The sequence below is a fragment of the Proteus sp. CD3 genome (genome assembly GCF_008808075.1).
GTDB classification, from domain to species: domain Bacteria; phylum Pseudomonadota; class Gammaproteobacteria; order Enterobacterales; family Enterobacteriaceae; genus Proteus; species Proteus appendicitidis.
Window position 1 is genome coordinate 1272067 of record NZ_CP019686.1, and the last position, 16825, is coordinate 1288891.

Genomic DNA, 16825 nt, shown 5'->3' on the forward strand with positions numbered 1-16825 from the left:
AGGCGCTATTACTATTCGCCTCTATTATTAAATGCCCTTGTTGTAGCGGTTCACAACATAGAACATCACAATTTGATGTCACAGTGAACAATCCACACGGCGCAAAATGTATCTTTTGCAAAAGTGTGATGACAGCTCAAATGAGTTAAGCATTAAATAGTTGAATATACAAAACCTCGCTTCGGCGGGGTTTTTTGCTATCTACAATCCCATATTGGTCTAAGATAAAAAATTTAGATTTTAGGGCTTGAAAAATACTTGCTCGTTCATATTTATATTTTTGGTAAATAAGAGACCGCCCATAATTCACTAAATACTGAAGGAGGAGTTATATGCCTAACATTAAACCTTTTTCATTATTCCCAACATTATCTGACAACTTACTTTCAAATCGTTTTGATCAGATAGATCACCTGTTTAGCCAGTTAACAGGCAGTAAGCCTATTGTATCACCTGTACAGACTTATAATCTGAAACAGATTGATGATAACCATTATGAATTGACAGTCAGTGTGCCTGGATATCAAGAAAATGACTTATCGGTTTCATTAAAAGGAAGTCATTTATTGATTGAAGGGAAAAAAGAAGAAAAATCAGAAGAAGACAATGATAAATGGATCCACCGAGGCATATTTCAAGGGCAATTTACATTGCAATTTGACCTCGGTAAAAATGTTAAAATAGAAAAAGCGGATTTATCAAGTGGACTTCTGACCATCGCTATTGAGTATGAGTTGCCTGAAGAAGAAAAACGGCAAACAATAGCGATAGAAAATAAAGATAAAAAATAATTGAGTTAGATAACGTGAATAAGATTAAGGCTACGCATGATGTGTAGCCTTAATTGTTTTTTTCGGAATTTTAAATTGCACTAATTCAAATTTTGGCGTGCAAAGAAAGTTTGTAAGCCGAGCTCAATTAGAGCAGGCTGTCTGGTTTGAGCGAGATGCAGACATTAACCACTGCACTCTAAAAGCTAAAATGGCAGCAGTACCGAATGACCTTCAGTTAGTAATGCAGGACTCTCTATACTGTTATAATAATCTTTGTGACAGTTGCATAAGCGCATCAGCCTCTGTGACATCACCAAATATTATTATCGAATCACTATTTAAACCGTTAAGAGACGGTCCGTACCAAGCCTTTTCCTTTCCACTATTGTACTGAACAAAAATAAACCTATCGTGGAACGTTGAGGTGTTATTATGGTTCGAGACTGAACAGCGAGGAAATTTTTGCTGAATTCGTTTTTCAAGCCTATCTATTTTTTGAAGGTCGTTTTGCGGTGTTAGCTTAAGTTCAAATGATGATGTACTAAGAATATTCAGATGTTCCAATAGCTTTAACAAATTATCAAACCCACCTCCGTTGCCATTTTGTCCAATGTCTGAATAAATGTAGGGATCTGTGAGGATTACTCGCTGTACTATTGCTTTTTTTATCTTTGTTGTGTCGATCAAGTTAAAAAATGATTTGGCTGGCGGATTATGGCCTTTCCCGCCTGCAACCGTCATCAATTGCATATCGTTGTTGACGTTAAATCCTCCTTTCTTCCGTAGGCAATACGGATGATTGCAGGAATCCCCTTCAGGTATATCTGTTACTGGTTCTTCAAACCTTTGAAGCCAATCGCGAATTGCTTCGTGAAGTTCGTATGCATCCCAATATAAAGGATGAAAGAATGCTCGTGGATGCTTTGTGATGCCTTTGCACTTTTCATTTGAGAACAATTCAGGGGCGCTTTCTCTTAATTCTTTTACGTCTTTAGCTCGTGGGGGTAAATCGAGAATCATTCGTGTAAACCATTCCATCGTTCTCTCCATTACGGGTAACAGTTTAAAGGGTTATATTGACAGGCTGGATATTATATCGCTAGATTTCATCATATTACACTTTTCAGCATGCCTATTAAACGTCTTCTCCGAGGATTAGCACACCGACAAATTTTGAATGGCTTCTTTTGGCACTAAACTGCCTGTAAACAGAACTCAAGAGGCTGATTTGAGCGAGGAGCGGAAGTTGGCATTTGCCATAACCGCAGGGATGTAGGATTAACATTGACGTGTAATAATCAACTGGGAGAAGGTCAGGATTGCCTAACACTGTGGGGGGCGACGGCCGAGTTGACGGATCACAAGGGAAAACTGCTGGCCAATAGCGACAGTGTGGCCAGCCCTTTGCGTAAGGTGTGCAATAAATCCTAGGCGGATATGCCAAGCGCAGAAAAAACCTCTAGGGGTAAGTTACTTGGTCGCAGCGGTTGGTCTTCCAACAAATAGATTGATACCGCTCCTTCGAAACTTACTTCTGTCGAATACGGAGACCGCGAACACCTCCGCAATGTGTTTGATCTGTTCAGGGCTGAAGTTATCGTTAATATACTTCGGACCGTAGGCGGAGTTCTCAACGTAGTTGAGTACGATGTTTGAAAGGCCAATCTTCAGCGCTTCATCCTCTAGCTTGAGCAGTCGTTCTATCGACGCCTTGAAGCTCTGGTTACCCTTAGAGAAGGTGAAGATGACATGGGTTTTATCGCCTTCCGGAAAAACGTTGAGCATCACGTTCTTTATTTCAGCATTGCTCGCTGCGCTTGATCGAGCCATTCGCTGCTCCTCCTGCTCGGATATGATCCGACTGCCATCATGGTCGAAGTATGGGATAAACGACGCGCAGCATGCTACAAGGAAAGTACCGTCGAGGACATGGTAGACGTGCTCGAATCCCAACGACTCCTCGCGTTCTATAGTGTCTGTCAACTCGTCGCAGATTTGCTGCAGTTCAGAAATGCTGTGTTCGCACTGCATGTGCAGTACCCGAATTTGATGGTTCTTCTCCCCTTGCAACATGGCTTCGAGAATGAAGTCAGGGACCTCGATTTCGCCTGACTTGATCTGCGGTAGCGTCATCTGGAAGTGCGCTGGAAAGTCATTAACGTTTAACTTGTCACCCAGCAGAACTTCGAAAAAAGCCTTTGACTCAAGGATGGAGTGTAATTCCTTGGCTGCAGCCCGATAGGCGTAGATGTTCAGCTGCTTGTTCGTTGCACTGAACGCTACATCTTCAATCGGTTGGAATATGGCTTTGTCGTGGCCGCCGCAGAATCCGGTGAAGGTGCTGAATTTTTTGATTCCTTGTAGCTTAAATTCCGGCTGCATAGATTGCATGTCCTCTGCCGGCGCTAAGCCAAGGTGGTATATTTTCCCCTCGTTTTCTCCGCTTACATCTGCGATAGATTCGAGTATTTTTCCCCGTTGGATAGAGTGGGCATGGATAATTTTCCCAGAACACTTAAGTTTATCGTCGCCGGCTCGCAAGCATGCTTTTATGCTGGCTTCTTTCTGGTTTTGGCTCAAAAGTTTGTTGAACTCGATCTGCTCTGGATTCACTAAGATTTTCCTCAAACAAGGCTGGCAAGCCCCGGGCTTGCATTATTTGGGCCTTCATGGGTCTCCTATGCGCCCCCTGTGTGAAAGGATGGCTAGATTCTGGTCGGCGCAATACTCTGAAGATCTTTGCACAAGGCAATGCCGTAGGCATTTGCAAGGTTGGCAATCTGCATTCCTATGGATTTCCGAAGTGCTGACAGTGCGTCATTGAAATGGAGCCACTCAGGATTACCTGAACTACATCGTAATGTTCTAAGGTCGACTGACTTCATCGCGTCGAAGAAAATCAGAATCGTCTTGGTTAGCGACAGCAGTATTTCATCAAGTGCTGTTCCGTCGAGGAGATTCCCCCGAATAGTGGTGAATCGTCGACGAAGTTCATCAAGCGACTGTCGTACGTGGTCGGGACATTCGGCATCGAATGTGGCCCATAACGAACGACGATCCGTCATTGCAGAGACGATTTCCTTCGCTATCTGCGGTTCCATGCGCCCAGATTGAAGCAAGGCAAGACTGCGTGAATATCCTTCGGTGCGGACCTCTGATACCATATTCTCGTGGTCTCGCTTCCACTTGCGAAGCAAGTCCGCGTCGTAAGCGCAGTCGTCACCATCGACAATGACTCCGCACTCCCGACAAAGCCACAGACCGTTATCTATGGACGTTCGTTCTGCGACGGTCTGCGAGGTCTTGTAGCGTGGCCCCAGTTCGGAGGCCGCATGAATATGTGCAGCGTGACCCGAAGTCAAAGCTTTGTTTGGGTCGGAGTGCGGCCCGATCGTGAGCTTGAGACAACGCGGATTGGAGCAAAAATGTGCAGCCCGACGGGCAAGCGCTAATTTCGTGGCTGCTTTGAAGTCATCCCTCTTGGTCACTCCCAACCTCTCTGTTTAATATGAATTATTTTCCCTAAATATTATCACGTCGTAGGAGCGAAAGCACTGACCAATGCACTAAAACTCGATCGCGCCAGAGCCTTTAGTGTTCGATTCTCAATAGACGCTGCTGCATAAATCTGTGTGCTTAAGCCAGTAGGTTTTTTGCATGAGCCAGCCCAACAGTAGTTCCAAACCACGTTATCTATCCTAGCTGGTTCTGATATAACGCGGCTTTGAAGACTCGGAACAATCCTGTTCGCACGCAACCTGGAGTAGCGGTCTTTTAGCTGTATGGGCACAACGAAACTTGCTTACCATTGCGATCAGCTCTGCTGAATCTCCGACCTTGGCAGGGCAGCAGTCACTCAGTCCATGGAGAGTTCAATGATTGGTAGGACTACAGTGGCCACCTATCCGCCAAAACTGGAGGCTACAGTCAATTGACCTGCTCCCCATAAATTAACATATCTCAATGTTATCAATGTCTGCTCCTGGCACTGAGCAGAATATCTAAATTGTAGGTATAAAAGAATTACCCAAAACAAAATAAAAAAATGCCGATACGCTAGGAGTCATATCGGCATATAAAATAAACGCAAGAAGCAATGTAAGTCATGTCGTACTAATTCGTATCAGACCTGTCAATTTGATACGTATGTAATGATAATTATTCTCATTAATATATTCAACCTTAAATTAAATAAGGTTACTTTGTAGCCTTTTTGTCTACGCCGACCACAGAATCAACACCCACTTATACCGTTCACACAAGAGCTGTGAGTCGGCACCTTATTAACTAAAATAAATCGGTAAATGTTATGTCAAAAGAGATAAGCAAATTACAGTTTAGTCTTCACTATGCCTCAGAAACAGACAGTGAAAAGAATACCTCCGTCATTTTAACGGCGAATATCCATACGGCTGATGGTGAAACCCAACAACTGACACAATTAATTTGTACAACATCTCCCGCAGGTAAAAAACAATATCGAATCGGTACACGAAAGATTAATGATGCTGGTGACCCATTGCTGGTGGCAATTGAATCTTATTGGCGCAAAAACACACAAGAGAGCTGTATTTATTTGTTAGAGAAAGCGAAGCAATTTATTCAAGGACACTTACAACAAACGAATACATGAATATCCATGTACGGACTTGTGATTGTTTCTAATGCGTCACTGGAAGAGCAATTGCCTGAAGGTTTATTAAAGGCACTTAAAGTATCAATACTCGCACCCGCCTAATTTTTATCGTTTCACTTTTAATTCTCTCATTCTAATCATCAACGGACACTCCTCTGGGGGTGACTATGCGTATGGAAAAATTAACTAATGTAACTTATGGAACAGCAGGTCTAACGGCCTTTTTTGCCAGCCTCTCATTATATGAATGGGGATTTGTTATCGGAATGGCGTTTAGCATGGTTCTTGGTTTAGCCACCTATTTTATGACTCGTCGAGAGCAACGAAAACGCACTCAATTATTTGAAGAGCTTGTTCGTCATGTTGACCCACAAAACCCAACTGAAACCCTAAAAAGACTTGCTGAATTAATGGTGAAAGCGCCAAAGGATATTTAATGTCTATCAAACAGAAAGTAGCTGCGCTAACAACTGCGGGAGCCACAGCAATCGCGTTAGTAGTAATAGCCCATTTTGAGGGTGTGCGTTATGAACCTTATCGTGATGTGGCAGGTGTTTTGACGGTTTGTTATGGGCACACAGGCAAAGACATTATTCAAGGTAAGAGATACACACAACAAGAATGTGATGCGTTATTACAAAGTGATTTTATTAAGACACAACAGCAAGTCGATGCATTAATCAAAGTACCACTCGATGACTACACCAAAGCCGCTTTATATTCCTTTGCTTTTAATGTGGGTACAACCGCATTTGCTCGCTCAACATTACTCAAGAAACTAAACGCTGGTGATAGAGCGGGTGCCTGTGAAGAAATAAAACGTTGGGTTTATGCAGGAGGAAAGGTTTGGCGAGGGCTTGTCAGTCGTCGAGAAGCGGAGTCAGCACTATGTTATGGAAACCTTTAATCATCATTATCGGCTTTATTCTTGCATTACTCATTACAGTCGCTGGTGGCATTTATCTCTTGATTGATAACTCATGTACTAAAGATCAAGTTAGTTTAGAAAAACGCTGTCAGATTGCACTCTCACATCATCGGTACTAATCATGAAATACGGAAAACTCTATGCCGTCATTACGATGGTAGGCATCATTGTGGGTAGTTATTGGGTGATTAACTGGCAAGCTAACAGGATTAACTCACTGACAGATACCAACAAAAAACTAACAGTGGCTCTCGAAGAACAGAAGTCTATTAATGCTGATTACCAAGCACGCATAATGCGGTTAAACCAACTGGATATTCAATATACGCAGGAGTTAGCGAATGCTAAAAATGAAATTAGTCGCTTGCGTGATATTAGTGAGCGTCATCCTGAGCGGGTGTATATCAAAGCAGAGTGTCCCAAAGTCACAACCACTCCCTCCACCAGCTTGGCTTATGCAACCACCGCCCGACCTACTGACACCGCTATCAGAAATTATTGGATACTCCGAGAACGAATTGCAGAATTAGAGCAAATGATTAAAGGGTTGCAGGATTATGTAAGGCATGGGTGTTTAATAAATTAAAATTTATATAACCAAATTTCTACATAAGATTATACTTTAAATTTTAAGGTATATGGTACATGGAACATTTCATTAGAAATACAAGCAAAAACAAAGAATTAACAATTGAGTCAGTGGAGCGTGCCGAGGAATGGTTAAAGACATTGGGTATTAATTTTTCAAACTCTCGGTTTGGAAATGCAAAGAAAATTTTGAATCAAATTAATCAGCAAGTAATACAACCTAATCTAGACAATCTTTGGGCTATGAATGAACTATATGAGTTAGTGCAACTATGTGATTCTTTTTCCTCCTCCAAAGAAATCGAAGATGCTTTTATTGAAAGAATAACAGGAGGAGTAAATTTTTTATGCAATGAAAAAAAAAGCAGTGCTAGAGATTTATTTTTTGAAGCTAAAGCTGCATCGAGGTTGAAAAGAGGAGGATGTGAAATTATTAAGGACAAATCTCATGATATTGTTTTTAAAAAAAACGCAATAATCTTTGGCGCTGAATGCAAAAGACCTAGTAATGACAATAAATTAATTAATCATATAAAGTATGCATACAATAGACAATTAAACAAATTATCAAATAGGAATGAACAAGGTGTTATTTTTATTGATTTGGACCGAATTTTATATAAAAAATTTTCAGAGCAATTATTGCATTCAGACTCATCACTTCCCTTTTCAGACAGTGATTTATTAGCGAAATTTCGTAATGATACTGATATTAAATATAAAAATTTGATACAACGAAAAATTCCTGAAATAGCGCACGGTGTATTAATGATAATTGTCCATTATAGCTTTCCTATAATTATTCAAAGCGAAATCGGATTTCGTTGTCTGATGTTCAATCATTATTGTCTAATAAGTAGTAGTTATAGCGAGTCAGTAGAATTGATATCATCTGGATTAAGAGATAGTGTTGGTGAAGGGTTATTTTAATAAATATTTAAGAATGACAAATTTAGTAGCATAAAATTTTAAGAGACCATCGGCTCATTCATAGCTGGTGGCTTTTTTATTGGAGAAAATTCGTAATAAAAACCATGAAAAAACGCAATGTCTATGGTGGTCGCTGGGCTAAAGTGCGATTAGCATTTCTTAATGAACATCCACTTTGCGTCATGTGCCAAGAGCAAGGGCGCATTACTGCTGCCACAGTAGTTGACCACATTATTCCACATCGCCTAAAAGAGGCACTTGAATCAGGTGATAAAGAACGTATCGCAAAAGCTCAAGCCTTATTCTGGGACACAAAGAACTTCCAAAGCTTATGCGAACTGCATCATAACTCAACCAAACAACGTATCGAAAAGAGTGGCAAAGTCATTGGTTGTAATGCGGATGGCATTCCACTCGATCCCAATTCTCATTGGCATCAATAACACCATGAAATACAGGGTGGGGGTGGGATAAAAGTTCAAACACTTTCGCCCTGATTACCTAGCGCCCTCATTTGTGTGCACAACCGCGAAATGAAAAGTTTTTTTCTGGGAGGTTCCGATGGCAGGAAGACGCCCGAAACCGACCCACTTGAAGGTGGTCACCGGTAATCCGGGAAAACGAAAACTCAACGATAAAGAACCCCAACCTAAACGTGAAATTCCAAGCCCACCCGAACATTTAACGGATTGGGGGAAAATGGCGTGGGCAAAATTAACCTTACTACTCGATGGAATGGGCGTTTTAACCGTGGCTGACACGCTGGCGTTAGAACGGCTGTGTGATATCTACGCCGATATTCTTCAATTACGAGACACCATTGCCATTGAAGGTCGGACATACACCACAAAAACGCAATCAGGGGATTTTTTAATTAAAGCGAATCCTGCCGTAGCCATGTTGGCTGATGCAGATCGCCGCTTTAAAAGTTATTTAGTCGAGTTTGGTTTAACCCCCGCCGCTCGTTCGAAGGTGAAGATAGATGGTGGAGAAGAAGAGGAAGATCCGCTCAACCAATATTTCGGTTGATCCCGCAACACAATACGCGCAAGACGTGCATCAAGGCAAAATCTTAGCAGGGCCTGATATTCGTCATGCATGTGCGCGTCATCTCAAAGATTTAAATGAAGCCGAGCAACGAGGATTAGTCTGGGATGTCGAGGCTGTCAAAAGAGTGATCGACTTTTTTGCGAAAGTCTTAAAGCTCAATGGCGGGGAACATGAAGGCAAACCGTTTATTTTATTGCCTTGGCAATGCTTTGTGATTGGCTCCATTTTTGGCTGGAAAATGACAGACGGCACACGCCGGTTTCGCATGGTGTACGTTGAATCAGGCAAAGGTTCAGGAAAATCCCCGATGGCAGGTGGCGTTGGGTTGTATTGTTTAGTCGCCGACAGTGAACCGCGTGCCGAAGTGTATGCGGCAGCCACGAAAAAAGACCAAGCCATGATTTTGTTTCGTGATGCGGTGGCGATGGTTGATCAATCTCCTGCATTAAGTCAGCGGATCACCAAATCAGGCGGAACAGGCAAAGAGTGGAACTTGGCTTATTTGAAAACAAGTTCATTCTTTCGCCCGATTAGCTCAGATGATGGGCAATCAGGGCCTCGTCCCCATTGTGCGTTGATTGATGAAATTCATGAGCACAAAAGTAATACCGCCGTTGAGATGATGCGAGCAGGCACAAAAGGCCGGCGACAAGCCTTGATATTTATGATCACCAATAGTGGCCATGATAAAACCAGCGTGTGTTATGACTATCATGAATACGGACGAAAAGTCGCCGAAGGTACTATCGAAGACGACAGCTTCTTTTCCTATATTTGCTCACTGGATGAAGGCGATGATCCCTTTAAGGATGAATCTTGCTGGGGGAAAGCCAATCCATCACTGGGCTACACCTTTTCTGATCGCTATTTGCGCGAGCAAGTGACACAAGCTCGAGGTATGCCCGCGAAAGAAAGCATTGTGCGTCGGCTTAATTTTTGCCAGTGGGTGGATGCCGATAATCCGTGGATTAACAGTGAAACATGGATGCAGTGTGAAAACACGTTCACCTTCGATGATCTTCAAGGTGAAGAGTGTTATGGCGGATTGGACTTATCAGGAACCAAAGATTTAACCGCATTAGCCCTGTATTTTCCTCGCCTCAAACGTCTTTATGTTGAATTTTGGACACCCAAAGACACTTTATTGGATAGAGCGAAAACCGACCGAGTGCCCTACGACTTATGGGTAAGGCAAGGTTTTATGCATACCACGCCAGGGAATGCGGTGAGGTATGAATTTGTGGCAGAACGCATTGCTGAAATGGCGATGCACGTCAGCATGAGAGCCATTGCCTTTGACCCTTATCGCATTAAATACCTTGAACCCAAACTCGATGAAGCGGGTGTGACGGTTCCTTTAACTCCGCATGGACAAGGATATTACAAAGCTAAAGATTCAGGGCTATGGATGCCACACTCTATCGAACTATTTGAACAGCTCATTGATGACAAGAAGATTGAGATCTACACCAATCCTTGTTTGAGATGGAATGCCGCATCCGCTGTGCTTGAGGCTGACCAAAAAGATAACCGCGTCTTTGCCAAGAAAAAAAGTACTGGTCGAATTGATGGTGTGGTGGCATCTGCAATGGCGATTGGTGCTGCGGAAGGTGAGGTTGATGATGGCAACCTTGATGATTTTTTCTCTAACCCATTGAGTATGTGATGACAGATAAACAATATTCAATCGATTTGCGCACTAATCATGGTTGGTTTGCGCGTCTGGCTTCCTTCTTTGTTGGGGGAAGACTCGTGACACCTGAACAAGGTTCACAATCAGGCGCTATCTCAGCGCAAGGCTCGCTTGGTGATTCTTCTGTAAATGATGAGCGAATACTCCAAATATCCACGGTTTGGCGTTGTGTCAGCTTAATTTCGACGTTAACGGCTTGTTTGCCACTGGATGTGTTCGAAACGGATAAACAGGGAAATAGAACCAAAGTTGATTTAAGTAACCCATTGGCTCGATTACTGCGATATTCACCCAATCAATATATGACCGCTCAAGAATTCCGAGAGGCAATGACTATGCAACTTTGCTTTTATGGTAATGCTTTCGCGTTGATTGAGCGAAATAAAGTCGGTGATGTGATCAGCTTGCTTCCTCTGTTGTCTGCCAATATGGATGTACGCATGGAGGGGAAGAATATTATCTATAAATATCAGCGTGATCATGAATTTGCCAAATTTAAACAACACGAAATTTTTCATTTAAAAGGGTTTGGTTTTAATGGATTAGTTGGATTGTCGCCTATTGCTTATGCGTGTAAGACAGCAAGCACGGCCGTTGCGATGGAAGATCAACAACGTGAGTTTTATGCTAATGGAGCTAAGTCTCCTAAAATTCTGACAACGGGCGATAAGGTATTGAATAAAGAGCAACGTAGCCAACTTGAAGAGAATTTCAAAGAAATTGCGGGTGGTCCCGTTAAAAAACGATTGTGGATCTTAGAAGGGGGATTTCAAGCACAAGATATTGGTGTTAGTCCTCAAGATGCAGAAACAATGTCTTCCCGCAAATTTCAAGTCAGTGAATTGGCCCGTTTCTTTGGGGTTCCACCGCACTTAGTCGGTGATGTTGAAAAATCAACAAGTTGGGGAACAGGTATTGAGCAACAAAACTTAGGTTTTCTTCAATATACCTTACAACCCTATATCTCCCGATGGGAAAATTGCATTGCACGTTGGCTTCTAAAACCACCCGAAGTGGGGAAATATCATGCTGAACATAACCTTGATGGGTTATTGCGTGGCGATTCCACTTCACGCGCCGCGTTTATGAAAGCGATGGGAGAATCGGGACTAAGAACCATTAATGAAATGCGACGGCTTGATAATTATCCTCCTCTTGAAGGTGGAGATGTCGCTTACCGGCAAGCACAATATTTACCGATTAACCAACTCAATAAAGAGCCTCACGAAAGTGGGGCTTAATTATTTATGGGGGTTCAATGCCTGATATTAGAAAAACACTGAATTTTGATGAAGCGGAAATCAAATTTACGGGAGATGGCACACAAGGCGTTTTCGAAGGTTATGCCTCCGTATTTAGTCATCAAGATCTCGATGGTGACATTATTTTACCCGGTGCGTTTAAGCATGTTTTAGATAAGCAAAAACAAAAAGTCGCTATGTTTTATAACCATCGAGTCTGGGAACTTCCTGTGGGGAAGTGGGAGTACATGGAGGAAGATCAAAAAGGGTTACGTGTAAGAGGACAACTGACACCCGGTCATAGTGCGGCTCAAGATCTAAAAGCGGCAATGAAGCATGGCACGGTTGACGGGCTTTCTATCGGATTCGGTTGTCTGCGTAATGACTTTGAGCGAACACCTTCAGGTCGTATTTTTAAAAACATCTCCCTGTTACGTGAAATCAGTATTTGTACATTTCCCGCTAATGACCAAGCACAGGTTTCATCACTCAAGAGCATCGATGGGTTATTAACGATCCGAGATATTGAGGATTGGCTGAGAGAGTCAGCCGGTTTATCAAAATCAGAAGCCGTCGGTTTTATTTCCCGCTTCAAATCCGCTATTCGGAGTGAGTCCGATGACACTCAACAATCCCTAGTCGCATCCATTGTTAACCAAATTAATGCATTTAATCTGAAAGGATAGAATATGTCTGACTTAGCTATTATCCAAGAAGCCATCGAAGGATCACAAAAAAAGGTGCAAGAGCTTTTCGATGCACAGAAGAAAGAAATTGAAGCTACTGGCGTAGTTTCAAAGCAATTACAAACAGATTTAGCCTTAGTTCAAGAGGAATTAAAAAAAGCCGGTGAGCGTCTGTTTGATTTAGAGCAGAAAGGGGCAACGAGTGCTGATGATCCTAATGCGAAAAAAGATTTTTCTGAGCGAGCAGCAGAAGCGCTGACAAAATCATGGAATGGGAGTCAGGCTTCTTATGAAGTGAAAACGTTTAATAAATCATTAGGCAGTGATGTGAGTTCAGCCGGAGTTCTCATTCAGCCGATGCAAGTACCGGGTATTATTATGCCGGGTATGCGTCGTTTAGTTATCCGCGATTTATTAGCACAAGGTCGTATTTCCAGTAACTCACTGGAATATGTACGCGAAAAATTGTTTACCAATAGCGCGGCACCTGTGAAAGAAAAGGCACAAAAACCAGAATCTAATCTGACTTTTGAAAAACAAACGGCAAATGTGATCACTATTGCTCATTGGATCCAAGCGTCTCGCCAAGTGATGGATGATGCTGTGCAGTTACAGTCTTACGTTAATAACCGCTTATTGTATGGCTTAGCGTTAGTGGAAGAGGAGCAATTACTCAATGGTGACGGTACTGCGGATAATTTGACGGGGATTAATCATGTTGCCACGGCCTATGATACCACGTTGAGTGCTACGGGTGACACGCATGCTGACCTGATTGCTCATGCCATTTATCAGGTAACAGAATCTGAATTTAGCGCCTCTGGTATTATTTTAAATCCTCGTGATTGGCATGCCATTGCGTTAATGAAAGATAAAGAAGGGCGTTATATTTTTGGTGGCCCACAAGCGTTTACTTCAAATGTAATGTGGGGATTACCTGTTGTTCCCACAAAAGCACAAAAACAAGGTGAGTTTACTGTTGGTGCATTTGATTTGGCGTCTCAAGTATGGGATCGAATGAATGCGGTTATCGAAGTGAGTCGAGAAGATCGTGATAATTTCGTGAAGAATATGCTGACCATTTTGTGTGAAGAGCGTTTAGCATTAGCCCATTATCGCCCTCAAGCCTTAATTAAAGGGACTTTTCCAACGTCTGGAAGAAGTGCTTAAGTAATAGGTCGGGGTAGGTAACTATCCCGTATTACATCATGAATATCTTAGATGTCATTCCTCTTTCTTTATTAAAACAGCATCTCGAATACAGCGGTGATGATCGTGATGAGCAGATTATATTTTATGCACAAAGCGCATTAAATTATTGTTTGAGATGGTGTGATGAACCGGCATGGAAATCACCTGATGATATCCCTTATGAAGTGAAATCGGCAATGCTCTTAGTGCTGGGGGATATGTTTGAACATCGAACCAGCCAAAGTGAAATTCCGTTATATGAAAATAAAGCAGTAGAACGATTGTTACTGCTTTGTCGAAATTGGCGAGGTAGTTAATGGATCCGGGACGATTACGCCACACTATTCATATTCAAAAATCAGTATTAGCGCCCGATGCCATCAGTGGCAATGATGTGATTTGGACGGATCATGCGACAAAAGTACGTGCAGCGATCATGCCTTATCAAGGGCGGGAATATTTTCAAGCCCAACAAGTACAAAGTGAGGCCACAACACGAATTATTATTCGCTATATCGCTGACATTGATACTTCGATGCGTATTGTATGGGGTAAGCGAATATTTAATATTATTTCGATTATTGACCCTTATGAGCGTCATCGTGAGCTTCAATTGATGTGCAAAGAGGGCGTGAATGATGGGTGAGATTAAAATCAGTGGATTGTCTGAACTCGCTCAACGAATGCAAGACATTGCCCGTAAAACCAGAAATCAAAGTGCGCGTAAGGCGATGAATGCAGGCGCTTCGGCGTTAAAACAGGAAATCAAACATCGAGTGCCTATTCTTAAGGAAACGGTGCCTCATCGACGCAAAGGCACCATCAAGCGCAATATTCGTTCTAAAACGAAAGTGCAGCGTAATGGACAAGTCAAAACGCGCATTTGGGTGAAATCATTATCGGGTAAAAAGGTGTCTGCCTTTAAACAGGCAACGGGAAAAAGTGCGGCATTGAACCCAAATGATCCGTTTTATTGGTGGTTTGTTGAGTTTGGCACTGCCAAGATGCCCGCACAACCGTTTATGCGCCCCAGCTTTGAAGCGAAAAAGGAAGCGACGGCTAAAGTGATTGTTCAAACACTCAAAGAGGATATTGAAAAAGCAAGGTAGAGATCATGATACAGCAATTAAAAGAGACCCTTTCACCGCTTGTCGATGGAAGGGTTTTTTTTCAGGTATTACCCGAAGGAAAAGGGCATTATCCCGCCATTGTGATCCAGTTTGCCAGCATCACGCCTAACAGTGCGCTGGAGGATACGGATTTAGACAACTATCGCGTGCAACTTGATGTGTATGCGCCACAACCACAACCCCTTATGGTCTTGCGTAAAAAAATCGAGGCTCAGATTATCGAGGCGATCCCATTTGCACAACGAGTGAATGCGGTCTTTGGGTATGAAGCGGATGTCAAATTGCATCGGCTTGTTCTTGAATTAATGATTTCATCAGATAAATAAGGAATGGATATGGCAAAGTCAAAAAACCATAAAGCGACGCCTTTCCTCGGCACGAAGATCTTTGTACAAACCGGCTTAGGAGAGGCGATGACCGTGACGGAAGCGACGTTATCACCCGCAACCATTACCATCGCCAATAATAAGCTGAAAGCCGATGACATGATTATGTTATCGGGTTTAGGGGAATTAGATGGGCGTTTCCCCATTGCACAGGTTGATGGCAATAAAGTGACCTTGTGTGAGGAAGTGGATTGGAGTGATAAAACGTTACCCACGGATTTTGCAAACGCCAAAGCACAACGTATTCAATGGTCTAATAATTTTTGTGCAGTGAAAAGTTTCAGTAAAGACGGTTCGACAACCGAACAAATTGATGTCACCACCATTTGCAGTGATGGCAAGGAATATGAATCCGGTGATACGGAATACGGCTCAATTAAATTGACCTTTTTCTTACGGTATAGCTCCAGTGATGTGCAGCGGCTCTTGCGTAAATATGAAAACAGCAAAGAAAAATTTGCGGTGAAAATGGTTTTAACGCGAGATGAAGGCTCCATGTTTTATTACGGCTCTGTCGAAACGGGCATGAATATTGATGGCAGTGTAGGACAAATGATGGATTCGGGGATCTCGATTAAATTGTCTGGCCGTGATTATTTGAATGTGAAGAAATAACCCCTAATTCACCTCTTTCATTATTTCTCTTCTCCCTTCTCAATAAAAAATCTTAGGAGTGATTATGTCTAACGCTTTATTGCGTGAATTAGTGTTAAACCAAGCACTGAAAGTGACGCCTTTTACCTATTTAGACAACACCTTTTATGTCAAAGAGTTGGATGTTGGCACCATGAATTACATTCAGCGCAAACTTCGCCAAATTAAAATCAAGCTCGCTGAGGCGCAGGACATTTATTTAGACGAAGACGATCCCGAACAATTTAATGAGGCGATAAATCGTGTCTACGATGAATATGATGTCGCCAGAATGTTGGCTTTTAAGTTGTGTGATGAAAAAGGGGAACTGCTTTTTGATGCAGAAAATGAAGAAGACTTAAAAGGTCTTAATCGTTTAGGACAAGGGTTCTCTAATGCGGTGTTTACAGCAGAAGCGGGGAATAGCGAAAAAAACTTGGAGAACGGCGACAATTTCAATTGATATTGTCGCTGGCATTGGGAAAAACCCTCGCGGAAATCGAGCAAATGCCCGAAAGCCACTTGTGTGAATATGAAGCTTTTTATCGCAAACAACCCTTTGGTTTATGGCGAGAGGATTATCGGATGGCACAAGTGGCGCATCTTCTTGCGATGATAAATCGTGATCCGAAAACGTCTCCGCCTGAATTGATGGATTTTATGCCGATGTGGAAGAAGAAAATCACGGAAGAAGAGCTGTGGGATAACGTTACTGAGAGTGTATTAGCTAATCGATAGCCCCACATCAGTGGGGCTTAATCGTTAACCACCGCGAGACATTTTCTCAATTTTTTTATCCGTATTGTATTGAGAAAGCGCATAAACCGACCAGATAGCCGCAGGGATCCAGCCAATTAATGTGATTTGTAGGATAAGGCAGAAGATGCCAGCAAATGGGCGACCAATCGTGAAAAATTGTAACCAAGGTAGTAATAACGCCAGAATAAGTCTCATAAAACC

24 protein-coding genes and 1 pseudogene are annotated in these 16825 nt (G+C 42.4%); 21 read left to right on the plus strand and 4 right to left on the minus strand.

Annotated features, from left to right (window positions below):
- Positions 1 to 23: 23 nt before the first annotated feature.
- Both BTA34_RS18295 and BTA34_RS05695 read left to right on the plus strand, forming a co-directional pair.
- Positions 24 to 131, plus strand: a pseudogene (locus BTA34_RS18295) (cold-shock protein); the annotation flags it as partial.
- 201 nt (positions 132 to 332) lie between these two features.
- Complete coding sequence (locus tag BTA34_RS05695) at positions 333 to 791, plus strand: Hsp20 family protein (protein WP_151434836.1); 459 nt, start codon at positions 333 to 335, stop codon at positions 789 to 791.
- A gap of 243 nt (positions 792 to 1034) precedes the next feature.
- Here the strand turns inward: BTA34_RS05695 and BTA34_RS05700 are convergent, their stop codons facing one another.
- The 3 genes from BTA34_RS05700 to BTA34_RS18300 form a co-directional block, all read right to left on the minus strand.
- Positions 1035 to 1811, minus strand: a complete 777-nt coding sequence (locus BTA34_RS05700) for a hypothetical protein (RefSeq protein ID WP_151434837.1) — start codon at positions 1809 to 1811, stop codon at positions 1035 to 1037.
- 432 nt (positions 1812 to 2243) lie between these two features.
- Positions 2244 to 3386, minus strand: a complete 1143-nt coding sequence (locus BTA34_RS05705) for a hypothetical protein (protein ID WP_151434838.1) — start codon at positions 3384 to 3386, stop codon at positions 2244 to 2246.
- Positions 3387 to 3478: 92 nt separating this feature from the next.
- Positions 3479 to 4261, minus strand: a complete 783-nt coding sequence (locus tag BTA34_RS18300) for a hypothetical protein (protein ID WP_045513525.1) — start codon at positions 4259 to 4261, stop codon at positions 3479 to 3481.
- A gap of 821 nt (positions 4262 to 5082) precedes the next feature.
- On the opposite strand from BTA34_RS18300, the gene BTA34_RS05715 reads away from it, so the two are divergent.
- From BTA34_RS05715 to BTA34_RS05800, 19 genes are all read left to right on the plus strand, one after another.
- Complete coding sequence (locus BTA34_RS05715) at positions 5083 to 5406, plus strand: hypothetical protein (protein ID WP_265576271.1); 324 nt, start codon at positions 5083 to 5085, stop codon at positions 5404 to 5406.
- A gap of 170 nt (positions 5407 to 5576) precedes the next feature.
- Complete coding sequence (locus BTA34_RS05720; protein WP_046334538.1) at positions 5577 to 5846, plus strand: bacteriophage protein; 270 nt, start codon at positions 5577 to 5579, stop codon at positions 5844 to 5846.
- On the plus strand, positions 5846 to 6316 hold the full coding sequence (locus BTA34_RS05725; protein WP_151434839.1) for a lysozyme: 471 nt from the start codon (positions 5846 to 5848) through the stop codon (positions 6314 to 6316). The genes BTA34_RS05720 and BTA34_RS05725 overlap by 1 nt, the downstream gene beginning before the upstream one ends.
- Positions 6298 to 6456 carry a hypothetical protein gene (locus BTA34_RS18305; RefSeq protein ID WP_265576272.1) on the plus strand — a complete coding sequence of 53 codons (159 nt, stop codon included), beginning with the start codon at positions 6298 to 6300 and terminating at the stop codon, positions 6454 to 6456. The genes BTA34_RS05725 and BTA34_RS18305 overlap by 19 nt, the downstream gene beginning before the upstream one ends.
- Before the next feature lie 2 nt (positions 6457 to 6458).
- A complete protein-coding gene (locus BTA34_RS05730) occupies positions 6459 to 6923 on the plus strand; it encodes a lysis protein (protein WP_151434840.1) in 465 nt (154 codons plus the stop codon).
- Between the two features lie 59 nt (positions 6924 to 6982).
- A complete protein-coding gene (locus BTA34_RS05735; RefSeq protein WP_151434841.1) occupies positions 6983 to 7855 on the plus strand; it encodes a hypothetical protein in 873 nt (290 codons plus the stop codon).
- 104 nt (positions 7856 to 7959) lie between these two features.
- On the plus strand, positions 7960 to 8298 hold the full coding sequence (locus BTA34_RS05740; protein ID WP_004242468.1) for an HNH endonuclease: 339 nt from the start codon (positions 7960 to 7962) through the stop codon (positions 8296 to 8298).
- Positions 8299 to 8416: 118 nt separating this feature from the next.
- Complete coding sequence (locus BTA34_RS05745; protein WP_151434842.1) at positions 8417 to 8884, plus strand: phage terminase small subunit P27 family; 468 nt, start codon at positions 8417 to 8419, stop codon at positions 8882 to 8884.
- The gene (locus BTA34_RS05750; RefSeq protein WP_151434843.1) at positions 8838 to 10571 is read left to right on the plus strand and encodes a terminase large subunit; all 1734 of its coding nucleotides are present in this window, start codon (positions 8838 to 8840) and stop codon (positions 10569 to 10571) included. Before BTA34_RS05745 ends, BTA34_RS05750 begins: the two co-directional genes overlap by 47 nt.
- Positions 10571 to 11839, plus strand: a complete 1269-nt coding sequence (locus BTA34_RS05755; protein ID WP_004242475.1) for a phage portal protein — start codon at positions 10571 to 10573, stop codon at positions 11837 to 11839. Before BTA34_RS05750 ends, BTA34_RS05755 begins: the two co-directional genes overlap by 1 nt.
- A gap of 17 nt (positions 11840 to 11856) precedes the next feature.
- Positions 11857 to 12525, plus strand: a complete 669-nt coding sequence (locus BTA34_RS05760) for an HK97 family phage prohead protease (RefSeq protein ID WP_020946083.1) — start codon at positions 11857 to 11859, stop codon at positions 12523 to 12525.
- Positions 12526 to 12528: 3 nt separating this feature from the next.
- Positions 12529 to 13695 (plus strand): phage major capsid protein, encoded by a 1167-nt coding sequence (locus tag BTA34_RS05765; RefSeq protein ID WP_151434844.1) that lies wholly within the window; start codon positions 12529 to 12531, stop codon positions 13693 to 13695.
- A gap of 38 nt (positions 13696 to 13733) precedes the next feature.
- The gene (locus BTA34_RS05770; protein ID WP_012367786.1) at positions 13734 to 14033 is read left to right on the plus strand and encodes a head-tail connector protein; all 300 of its coding nucleotides are present in this window, start codon (positions 13734 to 13736) and stop codon (positions 14031 to 14033) included.
- The gene (locus BTA34_RS05775; protein ID WP_012367787.1) at positions 14033 to 14362 is read left to right on the plus strand and encodes a phage head closure protein; all 330 of its coding nucleotides are present in this window, start codon (positions 14033 to 14035) and stop codon (positions 14360 to 14362) included. Before BTA34_RS05770 ends, BTA34_RS05775 begins: the two co-directional genes overlap by 1 nt.
- A complete protein-coding gene (locus tag BTA34_RS05780) occupies positions 14352 to 14825 on the plus strand; it encodes an HK97-gp10 family putative phage morphogenesis protein (RefSeq protein WP_036976749.1) in 474 nt (157 codons plus the stop codon). The genes BTA34_RS05775 and BTA34_RS05780 overlap by 11 nt, the downstream gene beginning before the upstream one ends.
- Before the next feature lie 5 nt (positions 14826 to 14830).
- Positions 14831 to 15172, plus strand: coding sequence for a tail completion protein gp17 (gene gp17 / locus BTA34_RS05785; RefSeq protein ID WP_036976750.1), 342 nt, complete (start codon positions 14831 to 14833; stop codon positions 15170 to 15172).
- Between the two features lie 9 nt (positions 15173 to 15181).
- Complete coding sequence (locus BTA34_RS05790) at positions 15182 to 15847, plus strand: hypothetical protein (protein ID WP_109850104.1); 666 nt, start codon at positions 15182 to 15184, stop codon at positions 15845 to 15847.
- A gap of 64 nt (positions 15848 to 15911) precedes the next feature.
- On the plus strand, positions 15912 to 16328 hold the full coding sequence (locus BTA34_RS05795) for a hypothetical protein (protein WP_036900961.1): 417 nt from the start codon (positions 15912 to 15914) through the stop codon (positions 16326 to 16328).
- 44 nt (positions 16329 to 16372) lie between these two features.
- Positions 16373 to 16603, plus strand: a complete 231-nt coding sequence (locus BTA34_RS05800) for a DUF4035 domain-containing protein (RefSeq protein WP_223231949.1) — start codon at positions 16373 to 16375, stop codon at positions 16601 to 16603.
- A gap of 24 nt (positions 16604 to 16627) precedes the next feature.
- On the opposite strand, the gene BTA34_RS05805 is transcribed toward BTA34_RS05800, so the two are convergent.
- The gene (locus tag BTA34_RS05805) at positions 16628 to 16819 is read right to left on the minus strand and encodes a YqaE/Pmp3 family membrane protein (protein WP_004242485.1); all 192 of its coding nucleotides are present in this window, start codon (positions 16817 to 16819) and stop codon (positions 16628 to 16630) included.
- Positions 16820 to 16825: the final 6 nt, after the last annotated feature.

Bases quoted from the DNA above. Each gene is read 5' to 3' on its own strand.
- BTA34_RS05695 (WP_151434836.1), top strand. From the start codon at position 333: ATGCCTAACATTAAACCTTTTTCATTATTCCCAACATTATCTGACAAC.
- BTA34_RS05700 (WP_151434837.1), bottom strand. From the start codon at position 1,811: ATGGAATGGTTTACACGAATGATTCTCGATTTACCCCCACGAGCTAAA.
- BTA34_RS05715 (WP_265576271.1), top strand. From the start codon at position 5,083: ATGTCAAAAGAGATAAGCAAATTACAGTTTAGTCTTCACTATGCCTCA.
- BTA34_RS05720 (WP_046334538.1), top strand. From the start codon at position 5,577: ATGCGTATGGAAAAATTAACTAATGTAACTTATGGAACAGCAGGTCTA.
- BTA34_RS05725 (WP_151434839.1), top strand. From the start codon at position 5,846: ATGTCTATCAAACAGAAAGTAGCTGCGCTAACAACTGCGGGAGCCACA.
- BTA34_RS18305 (WP_265576272.1), top strand. From the start codon at position 6,298: ATGTTATGGAAACCTTTAATCATCATTATCGGCTTTATTCTTGCATTA.
- BTA34_RS05730 (WP_151434840.1), top strand. From the start codon at position 6,459: ATGAAATACGGAAAACTCTATGCCGTCATTACGATGGTAGGCATCATT.
- BTA34_RS05735 (WP_151434841.1), top strand. From the start codon at position 6,983: ATGGAACATTTCATTAGAAATACAAGCAAAAACAAAGAATTAACAATT.
- BTA34_RS05740 (WP_004242468.1), top strand. From the start codon at position 7,960: ATGAAAAAACGCAATGTCTATGGTGGTCGCTGGGCTAAAGTGCGATTA.
- BTA34_RS05745 (WP_151434842.1), top strand. From the start codon at position 8,417: ATGGCAGGAAGACGCCCGAAACCGACCCACTTGAAGGTGGTCACCGGT.
- BTA34_RS05750 (WP_151434843.1), top strand. From the start codon at position 8,838: ATGGTGGAGAAGAAGAGGAAGATCCGCTCAACCAATATTTCGGTTGAT.
- BTA34_RS05755 (WP_004242475.1), top strand. From the start codon at position 10,571: ATGACAGATAAACAATATTCAATCGATTTGCGCACTAATCATGGTTGG.
- BTA34_RS05760 (WP_020946083.1), top strand. From the start codon at position 11,857: ATGCCTGATATTAGAAAAACACTGAATTTTGATGAAGCGGAAATCAAA.
- BTA34_RS05765 (WP_151434844.1), top strand. From the start codon at position 12,529: ATGTCTGACTTAGCTATTATCCAAGAAGCCATCGAAGGATCACAAAAA.
- BTA34_RS05770 (WP_012367786.1), top strand. From the start codon at position 13,734: ATGAATATCTTAGATGTCATTCCTCTTTCTTTATTAAAACAGCATCTC.
- BTA34_RS05775 (WP_012367787.1), top strand. From the start codon at position 14,033: ATGGATCCGGGACGATTACGCCACACTATTCATATTCAAAAATCAGTA.
- BTA34_RS05780 (WP_036976749.1), top strand. From the start codon at position 14,352: ATGATGGGTGAGATTAAAATCAGTGGATTGTCTGAACTCGCTCAACGA.
- gp17 (WP_036976750.1), top strand. From the start codon at position 14,831: ATGATACAGCAATTAAAAGAGACCCTTTCACCGCTTGTCGATGGAAGG.
- BTA34_RS05790 (WP_109850104.1), top strand. From the start codon at position 15,182: ATGGCAAAGTCAAAAAACCATAAAGCGACGCCTTTCCTCGGCACGAAG.
- BTA34_RS05795 (WP_036900961.1), top strand. From the start codon at position 15,912: ATGTCTAACGCTTTATTGCGTGAATTAGTGTTAAACCAAGCACTGAAA.
- BTA34_RS05800 (WP_223231949.1), top strand. From the start codon at position 16,373: ATGCCCGAAAGCCACTTGTGTGAATATGAAGCTTTTTATCGCAAACAA.
- BTA34_RS05805 (WP_004242485.1), bottom strand. From the start codon at position 16,819: ATGAGACTTATTCTGGCGTTATTACTACCTTGGTTACAATTTTTCACG.